Origin of the sequence: Curtobacterium pusillum, from assembly GCF_007680845.1 — a bacterium.
GTDB classification, from domain to species: Bacteria; Actinomycetota; Actinomycetes; order Actinomycetales; family Microbacteriaceae; genus Curtobacterium; species Curtobacterium pusillum_B.
The window spans coordinates 157,254-171,616 of sequence record NZ_VEIY01000003.1 but is presented as its reverse complement, the minus strand read 5'-3'; the positions used below and the strand labels follow the sequence as shown (position 1 = coordinate 171,616).

15 protein-coding genes are annotated in these 14,363 nt (G+C 70.2%); 8 read left to right on the top strand and 7 right to left on the bottom strand.

The genetic code is table 11. The features are described from left to right. The first annotated feature begins 39 nt into the window (after positions 1–39). Positions 40–966: a heme o synthase gene (locus FS825_RS08480; protein WP_144712519.1), complete on the top strand. Its 927-nt coding sequence runs from the start codon at positions 40–42 to the stop codon at positions 964–966. Between the two features lie 524 nt (positions 967–1,490). Here FS825_RS08480 and FS825_RS08475 read toward each other — a convergent pair. Next, entirely contained in the window at positions 1,491–2,465 is a 975-nt protein-coding gene (locus FS825_RS08475) for a COX15/CtaA family protein (RefSeq protein ID WP_144712103.1), read from the bottom strand. 265 nt (positions 2,466–2,730) lie between these two features. On the opposite strand from FS825_RS08475, the gene sufB reads away from it, so the two are divergent. From sufB to FS825_RS08450, 5 genes are all read left to right on the top strand, one after another. After that, positions 2,731–4,149 carry a Fe-S cluster assembly protein SufB gene (gene sufB, locus FS825_RS08470; RefSeq protein WP_144712102.1) on the top strand — a complete coding sequence of 473 codons (1,419 nt, stop codon included), beginning with the start codon at positions 2,731–2,733 and terminating at the stop codon, positions 4,147–4,149. Continuing rightward, positions 4,150–5,436: a Fe-S cluster assembly protein SufD gene (gene sufD, locus FS825_RS08465; protein ID WP_144712101.1), complete on the top strand. Its 1,287-nt coding sequence runs from the start codon at positions 4,150–4,152 to the stop codon at positions 5,434–5,436. After that, positions 5,436–5,762, top strand: a complete 327-nt coding sequence (locus FS825_RS08460; protein ID WP_144712100.1) for a non-heme iron oxygenase ferredoxin subunit — start codon at positions 5,436–5,438, stop codon at positions 5,760–5,762. The genes sufD and FS825_RS08460 overlap by 1 nt, the downstream gene beginning before the upstream one ends. A 62-nt stretch (positions 5,763–5,824) precedes the next feature. Continuing rightward, positions 5,825–6,598, top strand: coding sequence for a Fe-S cluster assembly ATPase SufC (sufC, locus tag FS825_RS08455; RefSeq protein ID WP_144712099.1), 774 nt, complete (start codon positions 5,825–5,827; stop codon positions 6,596–6,598). Beyond that, positions 6,598–6,927: a metal-sulfur cluster assembly factor gene (locus tag FS825_RS08450; protein ID WP_144712098.1), complete on the top strand. Its 330-nt coding sequence runs from the start codon at positions 6,598–6,600 to the stop codon at positions 6,925–6,927. Before sufC ends, FS825_RS08450 begins: the two co-directional genes overlap by 1 nt. A 297-nt stretch (positions 6,928–7,224) precedes the next feature. Here the strand turns inward: FS825_RS08450 and FS825_RS08445 are convergent, their stop codons facing one another. Then, positions 7,225–7,824 carry a biotin transporter BioY gene (locus tag FS825_RS08445; RefSeq protein WP_144712097.1) on the bottom strand — a complete coding sequence of 200 codons (600 nt, stop codon included), beginning with the start codon at positions 7,822–7,824 and terminating at the stop codon, positions 7,225–7,227. A gap of 115 nt (positions 7,825–7,939) precedes the next feature. Here FS825_RS08445 and FS825_RS08440 point away from each other — a divergent pair, with 115 nt between their 5' ends. After that, positions 7,940–9,538, top strand: a complete 1,599-nt coding sequence (locus tag FS825_RS08440; protein WP_144712096.1) for an ABC-F family ATP-binding cassette domain-containing protein — start codon at positions 7,940–7,942, stop codon at positions 9,536–9,538. A 111-nt stretch (positions 9,539–9,649) separates the two neighbouring features. Here the strand turns inward: FS825_RS08440 and FS825_RS08435 are convergent, their stop codons facing one another. The 3 genes from FS825_RS08435 to FS825_RS08425 are packed head-to-tail and all read right to left on the bottom strand — an operon-like array spanning position 9,650 to position 11,345. Continuing rightward, positions 9,650–10,621, bottom strand: a complete 972-nt coding sequence (locus FS825_RS08435) for an SURF1 family cytochrome oxidase biogenesis protein (protein ID WP_144712095.1) — start codon at positions 10,619–10,621, stop codon at positions 9,650–9,652. Then, positions 10,618–10,926 carry a hypothetical protein gene (locus FS825_RS08430; protein WP_260981096.1) on the bottom strand — a complete coding sequence of 103 codons (309 nt, stop codon included), beginning with the start codon at positions 10,924–10,926 and terminating at the stop codon, positions 10,618–10,620. Before FS825_RS08430 ends, FS825_RS08435 begins: the two co-directional genes overlap by 4 nt. Beyond that, positions 10,926–11,345 carry a DUF3099 domain-containing protein gene (locus tag FS825_RS08425; protein ID WP_186377139.1) on the bottom strand — a complete coding sequence of 140 codons (420 nt, stop codon included), beginning with the start codon at positions 11,343–11,345 and terminating at the stop codon, positions 10,926–10,928. Before FS825_RS08425 ends, FS825_RS08430 begins: the two co-directional genes overlap by 1 nt. Before the next feature lie 166 nt (positions 11,346–11,511). On the opposite strand from FS825_RS08425, the gene fabG reads away from it, so the two are divergent. Continuing rightward, positions 11,512–12,225 (top strand): 3-oxoacyl-ACP reductase FabG, encoded by a 714-nt coding sequence (gene fabG / locus FS825_RS08420; protein WP_144712093.1) that lies wholly within the window; start codon positions 11,512–11,514, stop codon positions 12,223–12,225. Positions 12,226–12,368: 143 nt separating this feature from the next. Here fabG and serB read toward each other — a convergent pair whose 3' ends face one another. Together serB and glgC are read right to left on the bottom strand one after the other, a co-directional pair. Continuing rightward, positions 12,369–13,007, bottom strand: a complete 639-nt coding sequence (gene serB, locus FS825_RS08415; RefSeq protein WP_144712092.1) for a phosphoserine phosphatase SerB — start codon at positions 13,005–13,007, stop codon at positions 12,369–12,371. Between the two features lie 89 nt (positions 13,008–13,096). Next, positions 13,097–14,338, bottom strand: coding sequence for a glucose-1-phosphate adenylyltransferase (glgC, locus tag FS825_RS08410; protein ID WP_144712091.1), 1,242 nt, complete (start codon positions 14,336–14,338; stop codon positions 13,097–13,099). Positions 14,339–14,363: the final 25 nt, after the last annotated feature.

The window sequence follows — 14,363 nt, the reverse complement described above, 5'->3', positions numbered from 1 at the left end:
TGACGCGAACAGACTGAGGTTCCCTTGCCGACTGCCACCGTGACCCGGCCCGACACCGATCGACCCCGATCGCCGCTGTCCCGCAAGGTCCGCGCGTACGTCTCGCTGACGAAGCCGCGGGTCATGGAGCTGCTGCTCGTCACGACGGCACCGACGATGTTCCTCGCCGAGCGCGGGGTCCCCGACCTCTGGCTCGTCTTCTGGACGATGCTCGGCGGCGCGATGTCCGCCGGCTCGGCTTCGGCGTTCAACTGCTACATCGACCGTGACATCGACCGCCTGATGAAGCGGACGAGCGCGCGCCCGCTCGTCACCGGCGAGCTCTCCGACCGTGAGGCCCTGGTCTTCTCGTGGGTCCTCGGCGTGCTCTCCACCGCGGTGCTCGGCTTCCTCGTGAACTGGCTCGCCGCGGCGCTCAGCGTCGTCGCGATCCTCATCTACGTGTTCGTCTACACGCTCTGGCTCAAGCGCCGCACCCCGCAGAACATCGTCTGGGGCGGGTCGGCCGGGTGCATGCCCGTCCTCATCGGCTGGGCCGGCGTCACCGGGTCGCTCAGCTGGGCGCCGGTGATCCTGTTCATGGTGATCTTCCTCTGGACGCCGCCGCACTACTGGCCGCTGTCGATGAAGTACCGCGACGACTACGACGCCGCGAGCGTCCCGATGCTCGCGGTCGTCCGTGGCCGGACGGTCGTGGGGCTGCAGGTCGTCCTGTACGCGTGGGCGACGCTCGTCTGCTCCCTCCTGCTCATCCCGGTCGCACACATGGGGCCGCTCTACACGGTCGTGGCGTTGGCCGGGGGCATCTGGTTCGTCGTGGAGTCGCACCGGCTGTACTCGCGGGCGATCCAGCACGTGGAGCACGTCCAGCCGATGCGGGTGTTCCACAGCTCGATCACGTACCTGACGCTGCTGTTCATCGCCGTGGGGATCGACCCGCTGCTGCCGCAGGTGTTCAGCTTCTAGGGCGCGCGGGCGCGGCTTCTCGGGCACAGGCGCGCGGCCGACTCGGTACGACATCGTCGACGTCGTACGACAGCGGGGAAGTCGTTCGTTGCGCGGGCGGGCTATTGCGTCCGCGGGGTGGCGACATCATCGACGTCGTACGACAACGGCGATGTCGTTGGTTGCGTGCGCGTGCTGTTGCGTGCGCGGGCAGGCGTCGCGTCCCGGACCTCGGCGTGACCAGCGCAGGGCCGTGCCCACCGACGCTTCCACCACGGCGAGGAGCCGGCCCGCGGACGACGCGACCGACGCGCTGGACCCGGCCCGCCATCGGGCGCGCGGCGGCGTTGCGGGGGTGTGCCGCGCCTCCCGTCAGGGGCTGGACGACACCGCACGCGTCGATCCACCGGTGCGGTGTCGGCGCATGCGGACGCAACGGATGCGTGTGCACGGAGCGACACGGCACGCGTCGATCGACCGGTGCGGTGTCGGAACGGGCGTGCCCAGCGCGCACCGCAGCCGGCGCGTCGCCCCGCCGCCGCGCGTCAGGCGCGGACGCGCTCCCGGATCGCCTGACGGCCGGCCGTGCCCCGCGTGGACAGCGTCAGCACCGTCGTCGCGCCCACGAGGAGCCCGGCGAGGACCATGTGCGTGCCGACCAACCCGACCGGCAGACCCGTCCGCGCCTGGGTGAGACCGACGGCGATCTGCACGAACTCGACCACGAGCAGCAGCAGCGCCCACTTGCTCGACAGGCGCAGGCGGACGGCACCGACCACGAGCACGAGGGTCAGCGCGAAGAGGACATAGGCGGGGACGGCGTGCAGGTGCTCCATGACCGCGGGGTCGAAGCCCGTGCGGTGGAGTCGGCCGCCGTCGACGGCTTCATCAGCCCCGGCGTGCGGACCACTGCCGGTGGTGAGGATGCCGACGAGCACGGTGACGACGACCGCTGCGATCGTGCCGCGGACGACGCCCGTGTACCACCCGGGGACGAGTCGCTCCGCCGTGCGGGGGCCCCGCATCGCGCGGTAGACGAGCGCGGCGGTCACCGAGGTGAGCGCGGCCGAGACGACGAAGTGGAGGCCGACGACGAACGGGTTGAGGTTCGTCCACACGCTCACGCCGCCGATGACGGCCTGGACGGGGATCGCTGCGCCCTGGGCGAACGCGAGCCAGAACAGTTCGGGGCGCGTCCGGCGCATCCGGACGACCAGGAGGAACATCGCGATCGCCACGACGACGAGCACGAAGGTGAGCAGTCGGTTGCCGAACTCGATGATCCCGTGGACGCCCATCTCGGGTGTCGACACGAGCGAGTCCGCCGTGCACGTGGGCCACGTCGGGCATCCGAGCCCGGAGGCCGTGAGACGGACGAGGCCGCCGGTGCCGATGAGCACGACCTCGACGATGAAGGACGCCCAGGCGACGACGACGACGCGCTGGTCGACGACGCGGGGGAGTGACCACCACCGCGGGGTCCGGACGTCCTGGTCGACGGGGGATCCGACGCGAGTCACGAGGGTGGTGCCTTCCTGTTGTTCCGTGCAGTGAACCTGTAGGATTCGAGGGTTCAGCAGCAGTCAAGTCTAGGCAGGTGCCGGCTCCGAACGGGCCGAGTTCGCCGATCCGATCAGGACGATGACACTCAGGGCTGTGTGGAACCATCGACGTTGCGAGGGAGCAGCACCGTGGTCGCCGTGTCGGCGGTCTGCGGTGGAATGGCGTCCAGACGCCACGGGTTCACACCTGAAGACGCTGCCGCGAGAAGGAAACGAGGAGACCATGTCCGACGTGCTCATCGACCGTCCCGAGCTCGAAGGGCTCGGCCAATACGAGTTCGGCTGGTCCGACTCCGACTCGGCCGGCGCCTCGGCTCGCCGTGGCATCTCGGAAGAGGTGGTCACGGACATCTCGAACCTCAAGAACGAGCCCGAGTGGATGCTCAAGAACCGGCTCAAGGGGCTGTCGCTCTTCGGCCGCAAGCCGATGCCGACGTGGGGTGCCGACCTGACGGGCATCGACTTCGACAACATCAAGTACTTCGTCCGCTCCACCGAGAAGCAGGCGCAGTCGTGGGAGGACCTCCCCGAGGACATCCGCGCGACCTACGAGAAGCTCGGCATCCCCGAGGCCGAGCGTCAGCGCCTCGTCGCCGGCGTCGCCGCGCAGTACGAGTCCGAGGTCGTGTACCACCAGATCCGCGAGGACCTGGAAGAGCAGGGTGTCATCTTCATGGACACCGACACGGCCCTCCGCGAGCACCCCGAGATCTTCGAGGAGTACTTCGGCACCGTGATCCCGGCCGGCGACAACAAGTTCGCCGCGCTGAACACGGCCGTGTGGTCCGGCGGCTCGTTCGTCTACGTCCCGAAGGGCGTCCACGTCGAGATCCCGCTGCAGGCGTACTTCCGGATCAACACCGAGAACATGGGCCAGTTCGAGCGGACGCTGATCATCGCCGACGAGGACTCCTACGTCCACTACATCGAGGGCTGCACGGCCCCGATCTACAAGTCGGACTCGCTGCACTCGGCCGTCGTCGAGATCATCGTGAAGAAGAACGCCCGCGTTCGCTACACGACGATCCAGAACTGGTCGAACAACGTCTACAACCTCGTCACCAAGCGTGCGATCGCGCACGAGGGCGCGACGATGGAGTGGATCGACGGCAACATCGGGTCGAAGGTCACGATGAAGTACCCGTCGATCTACCTCGCCGGTGAGCACGCCAAGGGCGAGACGCTCTCCGTCGCGTTCGCGGGCCCCGGCCAGCACCAGGACGCCGGCGCGAAGATGATCCACATGGCGCCGTACACGACGTCCTCGATCGTCTCGAAGTCGATCGCCCGCGGCGGCGGCCGTGCGGGCTACCGCGGCGAGGTCCGTGTCGACCCGAACGCGCACCACGCGGCGAACACGGTCCGCTGCGACGCGCTGCTCGTCGACACGATCAGCCGGTCGGACACCTACCCGGCGATCGACATCCGCGTCGACGACGTCCAGCTCGGGCACGAGGCAACGGTCTCCCGCGTGAGCGAGGAACAGCTCTTCTACCTCATGTCCCGCGGCATGGCGGAGGACGAGGCGATGGCGATGATCGTCCGCGGCTTCATCGAGCCGATCGCCCGCGAGCTCCCGATGGAGTACGCACTCGAACTCAACAAGCTCATCGAGATGAGCATGGAAGGATCCGTCGGCTAGATGTCCAGCACCACCCCTCCTCACATCGACCAGCCGATCCAGCCCGCGGCAGCCGCACAGGGCGGCGAGCAGCACGGCGCCGGAGCCCACTCCGACGGCGGCTGGGACGCCCCCGACAAGAAGATCCCGGTCCAGACCCGCTCCGAGCGGTTCCAGTCCGGTGACGTCGCGGCCTTCCCGACCGTCACCGGCCGGGAGGTCAACTGGAAGTTCGCACCGCTCGCGAAGCTTCAGCCCCTCCTGGCCGGCGGACTCGACGGATCCGCCTACCCGTTCCTCGCCCGCCAGACCGACGGTGCCGACGTCGAGTGGGGCCGGAGCGACGACCCCCGCGTCGGCACGGCCGGGCTCCCCGAGGACCGCGCTGCCGCTGCCGCCTGGTCCGCGCGTGACGCCGTGCTGGCGGTCACCGTGAAGGCGACCGAGGCGTACGAGTCCATCACGATCACCCGGTCCGACTTCGGGACGCAGCCGCGCGCCGCGCACACGGTCATCACGGCCGAGGCGCACGCGCAGGGCATCGTCGTGCTCGACAACCGCGGCTCGGCGCTCCTCAGCGAGAACGTCGAGATCGTCGTCCGCGACGGCGCCCGCCTCACGGTGGTCAGCCTGCAGGACTGGGACGACGACGCGGTGCACGTCTCGACGCACTTCGCCGAGGTCGGCCGCGACGCCTTCCTCAAGCACGTCGTGGTCTCGCTCGGCGGCGACGTCATCCGGGTCAACCCGTCGACGCACCTCGGTGCGCAGGGCGCCGACACCGAGATGTACGGCGTGTACTTCGCCGACGCCGGTCAGTACATCGAGCAGCAGGTCTACGTGAACCACGACGCGCCGAACACGCGCGGTCGGGTCAACTACAAGGGCGCGCTCCAGGGGCAGGGCGCCCACACGGTCTGGATCGGCGACGTGCTCATCGGCCGGACCGGCGACGGCACGGACTCGTACGAGCAGAACCGCAACCTCGTGCTCACCGACGGCACCCGCGCGGACAGCATCCCGAACCTCGAGATCGAGACGGGCAACATCGAGGGCGCCGGCCACGCGAGTGCGACCGGTCGCTTCGATGACGAGCAGCTGTTCTACCTGCAGTCGCGCGGTGTCCCCGAGGAAGAAGCACGTCGTCTCGTCGTGCTCGGGTTCCTCGTCGAGGTGATCCAGAAGATCGGCGCGCCCGAGCTCGAGGAACGCCTCATCGCCGCGGTCGAGCAGGAGCTCGCCGAAGGCCGCTCGGTGATCGCCGCGCCGGCCGAGTCGGGCGCCGGTCAGCCGGAGGCCACTGCCTGATGTCGACGAAGGTCTGTGCCGAGGCGGACATCGCGGTGGACAGCCCGATGCGCGCCGTGGTCGACGGCACCGCGGTGGCCATCGTGAAGGACTCCGCCGGCACCGTGCACGCCATCGGCGACACCTGCACCCACGGGGACATCTCCCTGGCGGAGGGCTTCGTCGAGGGCGACACCCTCGAGTGCTGGGCCCACGGGTCTCGGTTCTCGCTGGCCACCGGCAAGCCGCAGAACTTCCCGGCCTACGAGCCCGTACCGGTCTTCCGGGTCGAGGTCCGCGACGGCGACGTCTACGTCGACGTGCAGGACCCGGTCCCGGTCGACTGAGACCGCTCCCTCCACTCTTCCCGCGGCTGACGCCGCACCCCAGCTGCAACCGAAGGAACGCAATGTCCACTCTCGAAATCCGCGACCTGCAGGTCTCGATCGACACCGACCAGGGTGTCAAGGAGATCCTCAAGGGCGTCGACCTCACGATCAACGAGGGCGAGATCCACGCGATCATGGGGCCGAACGGCTCCGGCAAGTCGACCCTGGCGTACACGATCGCCGGGCACCCCCGCTACAACGTCGTCGGTGGCTCGATCACTCTCGACGGTCAGGACGTCCTCGCGATGAGCGTCGACGAGCGCGCCCGTGCCGGCATGTTCCTGGCCATGCAGTACCCGGTCGAGATCCCCGGCGTGACGGTGTCGAACTTCCTCCGCACCGCGAAGACCGCGATCGACGGCGAGGCGCCCGCGCTCCGCACCTGGGTCAAGGACCTCCGCAAGTCGATGGCCGACCTCAAGATGGACTCGGCCTTCGCCGAGCGCAACGTCAACGAGGGCTTCTCCGGCGGCGAGAAGAAGCGCCACGAGATCATGCAGCTCGAGCTCCTCAAGCCGAAGTTCGCCGTCCTCGACGAGACCGACTCCGGCCTCGACGTCGACGCGCTGAAGATCGTGTCCGAGGGCGTCAACCGCGCCAAGGCCGCGACCGGCCTCGGCGTGCTGCTCATCACGCACTACACGCGCATCCTCCGCTACATCAAGCCGGACTTCGTGCACGTGTTCGTCGCGGGCAAGGTCGCCGAGCAGGGTGGCCCCGAGCTCGCCGAGCGCCTCGAGAACGAGGGCTACGACCGCTACGTGCAGGCCGCGGCCGCGGCGGCGGGCAACTGATGATCGCCGCGCTCTCCCCGGAGAAGTTCGACGAGGTCGTCGAAGGCCTGAAGGAGGTCCAGGACCCCGAACTCGGCGTCAACATCGTCGACCTCGGGCTCATCTACGACCTCGCCATGGACGACGAGGCGAACGCGCTCGTCATCAGCATGACGCTGACGAGCGCGGGCTGCCCGCTCACCGACGTCATCGAGGGTGACACCGCCAACGCCCTCGACGGCATCGTCGACGCGTTCCGGATCAACTGGGTCTGGATGCCGCCGTGGGGTCCGGAGCGGATCACCGACGACGGGCGCGAGATGATGCGCGCGCTCGGCTTCTCGATCTAGTCGCGACCACTTCCGGACGGGAGGCGCGCGGCCAGTCGCGCCCGCTCGGCAGGCGGGCCGGCGCCGGGAGGCGCGGTGCCAGCTGGCACCGCGCCTCCCGTCCGGAAGTGGGCGGCCCCACCGCCCGGCGCGAGCGGGCAGGATACGTCACGCTCGGCGGCGCCGGGCGGCCGGTTCCGCCCGCTCGGCGGGCGGCGCGCGGCCAGTCGCGCCCGCTCGGCAGGCGGGCCGGCGCCGGGCGCCGCGCACGCGGAAGGGCCCCGCACCGGAACGGTACGGGGCCCTTCGACGCGGAGGTCAGCGGCGGCCGACGAGCTTCCACGCCAGCGGCAGGATGCCGGCGGCGATGAGCGCCTTCGCGACGCCACCCACGATGAACGGGTAGAGGCCGGCGGCGAGCACCGACTGCAGGTCGTTCGGCGCGCCGAGCTGCCCGAGCGCGACCGCCAGGTACGGCAGGCCGGTGACGAACGGGATCGCGCTGGCGACGAGCATCGCCACGGCCGCCCGCCCCACGTGCCGGTCCCAGTTGCGGCGCGCCAGCCACCCGACGACGGCGGCGGCCGGGACGAACCCGATGACGTACCCGAAGCTCGGCGACGTCAGCGAGGCGAGACCACCGGAGAACCCGGCGAAGAACGGCGCCCCGGCGAGCCCGGCGACCGCGTAGACCAGCAGCGCCAGCATGCCGCGGCGAGCCCCGAGGGTCGCGCCGACGAGCACGACCGCGAGGGTCTGACCCGTGATCGGCACCGGCCACATCGGCACTTCGAGCTGCGCCATCGCGGCCGTGAACAGCGCTCCGCCGGCGATCAGGGCGGCATCGGTGGCCAAGCCGTGGGTGCGCAGACGGTCGGCGAGGACTGCGCGGGGAGCGAACCCGGTGGCGTTCGTCATGGATTCTCCTAGAATGGACTGCTGGTCCTCTTCAGGACCATCGGTCCCGTCAGCGTAGCGGTGCACCTCCCGCACACGTCGTTGTGCAAACCCACCAACTGATTGGACGTCTGCTGTGCTTGCCGTGCACGACCTCGAGATCCGCGTCGGGGCTCGCCTCCTGATGGAGAACGTGTCCTTCCGCGTCGAGAAGGGCGACAAGATCGGTCTCGTCGGCCGCAACGGGGCCGGGAAGACCACGATGACGAAGGCCCTCGCGGGCGAGACCCAGCCCACCGGCGGCAAGATCGACCGCTCCGGTGAGATCGGGTACCTGCCGCAGGACCCCCGCTCGGGGAATCCGGAGGACACCGCCCGCAAGCGGATCCTCGACGCGCGTGGGCTCGGCGAGCTCGTCGAGGGTATCCGCCAGGCCACGCTCGACATGGCCAGCACGGACACCACGGTGGCCGAGAAGGCGATGCGTCGGTACAGCCGCCTGGACGACCAGTTCAACGCGCTCGGCGGCTACGCGGCCGAGGCCGAGGCGGCGTCGATCGCGTCGAACCTCAAGCTGCCGGACCGCATCCTCGACCAGCAGCTCAAGACCCTCTCGGGTGGTCAGCGCCGTCGCATCGAGCTCGCCCGGATCCTGTTCTCGGACGCCGAGACGATGATCCTCGACGAGCCGACGAACCACCTCGACGCCGACTCGATCGTGTGGCTCCGCGAGCACCTCAAGACGTACCCGGGCGGTGTGATCGTCATCTCCCACGACGTCGAGCTCGTGGACGAGGTCGTCAACCGCGTCTTCTACCTCGACGCCAACCGCCAGTCGATCGACGTCTACAACATGGGCTGGCGCCTCTACCAGCGGCAGCGTGCCGCGGACGAAGAGCGCCGTCGCAAGGAACGCGCGAACGCCGAGAAGAAGGCCGCCACGCTCAAGGACCAGGCAGCCCGGTTCGGTGCGAAGGCGTCGAAGGCCGCCGCGGCGCACCAGATGGTCGCGCGTGCCGACAAGCTCCTCGCCGGCCTCGAGGACGAGCGCGTCGCCGACCGCGTCGCCAAGCTCCGGTTCCCGACGCCGGTGCCGTGCGGCCGCACGCCGCTCATGGCCGAGGGGCTCTCGAAGTCCTACGGCTCGCTCGAGATCTTCGCGGGCGTCGACCTCGCGATCGACCGCGGGTCCCGCGTGGTCATCCTCGGCTTCAACGGTGCGGGCAAGACGACGCTGCTGCGCATCCTCGCCGGCGCGGACAAGCCGGACACGGGGGAGATCCTGCCCGGGCACGGCCTGCGCATCGGGTACTACGCCCAGGAGCACGAGAACATCGACGTCAACCGGACCGTCATCGAGAACATGGTGTCCGCGTCGACCGAGCTGAACGAGACCGAGGCCCGTCGCGTCCTCGGGTCGTTCCTGTTCACGGGCGACGACGGCTACAAGAAGGCCGGCGTGCTGTCCGGCGGCGAGAAGACCCGGTTGTCGCTCGCGATGATCGTCGTGTCCGGCGCGAACGTGCTGCTCCTCGACGAGCCGACGAACAACCTCGACCCGGCGTCGCGTGAGGAGATCCTCGGCGCGCTGGCCGGGTACGAGGGTGCGGTCGTGCTCGTGTCGCACGACGCGGGTGCGGTCGAGGCGCTCAACCCCGAGCGCGTGCTGCTCCTGCCGGACGGCACCGAGGACCACTGGAACAAGGACTACGCGGAGCTCATCGAGCTGGCGTAGTCGGGTTGGTCGCGTTGGTCGCGTTGGTCGCGTTGGTCGCGACCATACCGACGGACTGGAGGCGCGGTGCCAGCTGGCACCGCGCCTCCAGTCCGTCCGTGGGGACGTCCGTCAGCGGCCTGCGCGCAGGAGCTCGTCCTCGATCTCCGCGTCGGTCTTCGGCCTGGCGTCCTTGCGGCGTTGGCGCTCCTGGGCGCGCTCGCGCTCCTCGGGGTCGTCCTGGTTGAGGTTCCGGTACTCCTGCACCATCAGGTACGCCAGGAACCCGAACCCGCCGGCCGCGAACATGAACCACTGGATGAAGTAGCTGAGGTGCAGCCCCGTGTCGGCGGTCGGGCGGTCCCAGCCCAGGGGCCGCGCCTCGGTCGGGGCCGGCGACTCGGACGCGAGCTGCCCGTACGCGTCGGTGTAGATCGGCGTGTCGACCTTGTTCGCCACGTCGGAGAGCGTGACCGACTGCACCTGGTCGGTGTGCGCCGGGTCCGTCCGACCGGGGATCCGCGGTTCGCTCTGCTGGAGCCGGACGACCGCGGTGACCTCACCGGACGGGGGAGCGGGGACGTGGTCGGGGGCGTCCTGGGCGTTGCCGGTCGGGACCCAGCCACGGTCGACGACGAACGCCCGGCCGTCGGCGGTCACGAGCGGTGTGAGGACCTCGAAGCCGGGCTGCCCGTTGTGCACGCGGTTGCGGACGAGGAGCTGGTCGTCGGTGTCGTACCGGCCGGTGACCCGGACCCGGAGCCAGGTCTGCGAGTCGTCCCAGCTCGAGGCCTTCGGCAGCGCGACATCGAGGGGGACGGGGGTGTGCTCGTAGTTCTGTGAGACCTGTTCGTTCTGCCGCACCGCCTCGTTCCGGCGGTCCCACTGCCACATGCCGAACAGGGCGCAGACGATCGCGAACGCGACGGCGATCGCGAAGTAGCCGAGCCACCGACGGCTGCCGACGAAGCGCCAGCCGACGAAGGGCTCGTCCGGGTCGCGGTCGGCCGGCTCGGCGCGGTCGGGCGATGCGGCGGCCGCGCGGGCGATCTTCTGCGCGTGCCGCCGGCCGTACCGGGTGCTCGGGTCGAACTGGTCGCTCACCGACGCTCACCGGCCGCGCGCACACCGACGTCGTTCTTCGGGGCGTCGGCCGGGTCGCGCTCGTCGTCGAGCCGGTCCACGTCCTCGTGCATGCCGGTCACGCGGACCGGGAAGGAACGGGACCGGAGGTAGTCGGCCAGGAAGTCACGGTGCTCTTCGCACGCGGCCCAGATCTTGACGCGGTCGATGGCGTGGATGCGGGGGTTCCGCCAGTTGACGCGCCACGAGGCGGTCGACGAGCACCCGGCGCGCGAGCACACGGGCGTCGAGCCCGGCTCGGTGAAGAGGTCGAACGTGGCGCCCATCAGCGTCGACCCCAGACGCGGGACCGGTCGCCGTTGCGCTGCCACTCCTCTTGCGCGTGCTGGGCCTGTTCCCGGAGGCGGTCCTGCTCGGCGCGGTACGCCTCGGCGCGGGCGTCCTCCTGCTGTTCGCGGAGGCGCGGGTCGACCGCGTCGTACAGCTGGATCGCGCCGGCGGGCGTCACGATGTCGTTCTCGGCGCGGTTGCCGGCGTTCGCGATGACGACGGCCACCCACGGGATGACCCCGGCGAGCACGATCGGGATGACAGCGAGCCAGGTGTGCCAGACGGACCACACCAGGACGGCGCCGACGAAGAACACGACACGGACGGCCATCTGCCACACGTACCGGGACAGGCGGTGCGCCCGGTCCTGCTCCGGTGAATCCGGGAGCGACGTGATGCTGTGGGTCGTCTTCATCCGATGTTCTTTCCTCTTCCCGACCACAAGCCTAAGCCCGTCTGCCGCTCGCCGGTTCCGCCGCGCGCGGACACGATGCGCGTATCGGCTCGGGTACGCTCGTCCGGGCGTGTCCGGCCCGGTCCGGTCCGGCGCGCCGAGCACCCCCACCCCGAACGGAGCGACCATGAGCACCCCCCGTACCGTCCTCGTCACCGGCGGCAACCGCGGCATCGGCCACGCCCTCGCGGAGCGCTTCGTCGCCGCCGGACACCGTGTCGCCGTCACGTCCCGGAACGGCCAGGGCGGCCCCGAGGGCGCGCTCACGGTGCAGGCGGACATCACGGACAGCGCCTCGGTCGACGCCGCCTTCACGCAGGTCGAGGCCGAGCTCGGGCCGATCGAGGTCCTCGTCGCGAACGCCGGCATCACGAACGACCAGCTCCTGCTCCGCATGTCGGAGGAGGACTTCACGAGCGTCATCGACACGAACCTCACCGGCACGTTCCGGGTCGTCAAGCGGGTGACGAAGGGGATGATGAAGGCCAAGTTCGGGCGGATCGTGCTCATGTCGAGCGTCGTCGGCGCCTACGGGCAGGTCGGCCAGGTCAACTACGCGTCGTCGAAGGCCGCCCTCGTCGGCATGGCCCGGTCGATCACGCGGGAGCTCGGGTCCCGCGGGATCACCGCGAACGTCGTCGCTCCCGGGTTCATCCAGACCGACATGACGGCGGCGCTGCCCGAGGAGCTGCAGGCCGAGTTCAAGAAGCAGATCCCGGCGGCCCGGTACGGCACCGTGGACGACGTCGCGGACGCCACGCTGTTCCTCGCCGGCGACGGTGCCGGGTACATCTCGGGCGCGGTCATCCCGGTCGACGGTGGCCTCGGGATGGGGCACTAGCCGCCTGCGCGGCGCGCGGCCGGCTGCGGCCCGAGTCTCGGGTCTGGCGACGATTCTCGGGGCGTCGGCCGCGTCTACGGTCGCCCAGCCCGAGACTCGGGCCGGCGGACACGGGCCGGCGGACACGGGCCGGCGCGGGCCCGTCAGCCGCGCAGGCCCAGCGTCGCCAGCACGCTCGACAGGTCGCGGTCGACGACCGCCACGTCGGCCTGCTCCCGCACGCGCGGCTTCGCGTCGAACGCGACCGACAGCCCCGCGACCCGCATCATCTCGAGGTCGTTCGCGCCGTCGCCCACCGCGACGGTGCGCACGACCGGCACGCCGTCGGCTCCCGCCCACTCCCGGAGCGCCACGGCCTTCGCGTGCGCGTCCACCACGTCCCCGAGGACCCGCCCGGTCAGGACGCCGTCGACGACCTCGAGCCGGTTCGCCCGGCAGTGGTCGAGGCCGAGGCGCTCGGCGAACGGGTCGAGCACCTCGTGGAAGCCGCCCGACACGACACCGACGGTGCCTCCGGCGGCGTGCACGCCGCGGACGAGCTGGTCGGCGCCCCCCGTCACACGGACCGCGTCCTGTGCGCGTCGGAAGACGTCGGACTGGAGGCCCGCAAGGGTTGCGACACGCTCCCGGAGGCTCTCCGCGAAGTCGATCTCGCCGCGCATGGCGCGCTCCGTGATCGCCGCGACCTGTGGCCGGGTCCCCGCCGTGTCGGCCAGCAGTTCGATGACCTCGTCCTCGAGGAGCGTGGAATCGGCATCGAGGACGACGAGGAAGCGGGGCACGGACCAACGGTACCGACTGACGGAGGCGCGGCCGACGTGTGTGACGTCAGCCGCGCCTCCCGACAGTGCCAGCGCACGCGTCTGGACGGCTACGCCTCGACGCGCACGCCCTTGCCGACCACCGTGATGCCGGACTCGGTGACGGTGAAGCCGCGCGCTTCGTCCGCTTCGCGGTCGACGCCCACCCGCGCTCCCGGTGCGATGACGACGTCCTTGTCGAGGATCGCGCGGTTCACGGTCGAGCCGGCGCCGATAGACGCCCGCTCGAACACGATCGAGTCGAGGACCTTCGCACCGGAGTCGATGCTGCACCACGGGCCGATCATGCTGCGCTCGACCTGCGCGCCCGAGACCAGGCAGCCGAGCGACACGAGCGAGTCCACCGTGGAGCCGGTGTTGCCGTTGGCGTCGCGGACGAACTTCGCCGGGGGCAGGTTCGTCTGCTGGTTGAAGATCGGCCAGTCCTGGTTGTACAGGTTGAAGACCGGCACCGGCGCGATGAGGTCCATGTGCGCGTCGTAGAACGAGTCGATGGTCCCCACGTCGCGCCAGTAGTACCGGTCGCGCTCGTTCGACCCGGGCACGCCGTTGCGCTGGAGGTCGTACACGCCGGCGTCGCCGCGGTTCACGAAGTCCGGGACGATGTCGCCGCCCATGTCGTGGTTCGACGTCTCGATCTGCCCGTCGCGGAGGACCGCGTCGACCAGCGCGTCGGCGTCGAACACGTAGTTGCCCATCGACGCGAGGATCTCGCCGGGGGAGTCGGCGAGCCCGATGGCGTCCTTCGGCTTCTCGAGGAAGGCGTCGATCTTCGTCGGGTCGTCGGCGTCGACCTGGATCACGCCGAACTGGTCGGCGAGGCCGATCGGCTGCCGGATCGCGGCGACCGTGGCGCTGCGGCCGGAGGCGATGTGCGCCTCCACCATCTGGTGGAAGTCCATCCGGTACACGTGGTCCGCACCGACCACGACCACGATGTCGGGGCGTTCGTCGCGGAGGAGGTTGAGCGACTGCAGGATCGCGTCGGCCGAGCCGGCGAACCAGCGCTTGCCGAGCCGCTGCTGCGCGGGCACGGACGCGACGTACGAGCCGAGCAACCCCTCCATGCGCCAGGTCTCCGCGACGTGGCGGTCGAGGCTGTGGGACTTGTACTGCGTCAGGACGACGATCTTCTGCAACCCGGAGTTCACCAGGTTCGAGAGTGCGAAGTCGATGAGACGGAAGTTGCCCCCGAACGGGACGGCGGGCTTCGCCCGGTCGGCCGTGAGCGGCATGAGCCGCTTCCCCTCGCCGCCAGCGAGGACGATGCCGAAGACCTTCTTTGGTGCCATGACGCTCACAGTAGGCGTCAGCACT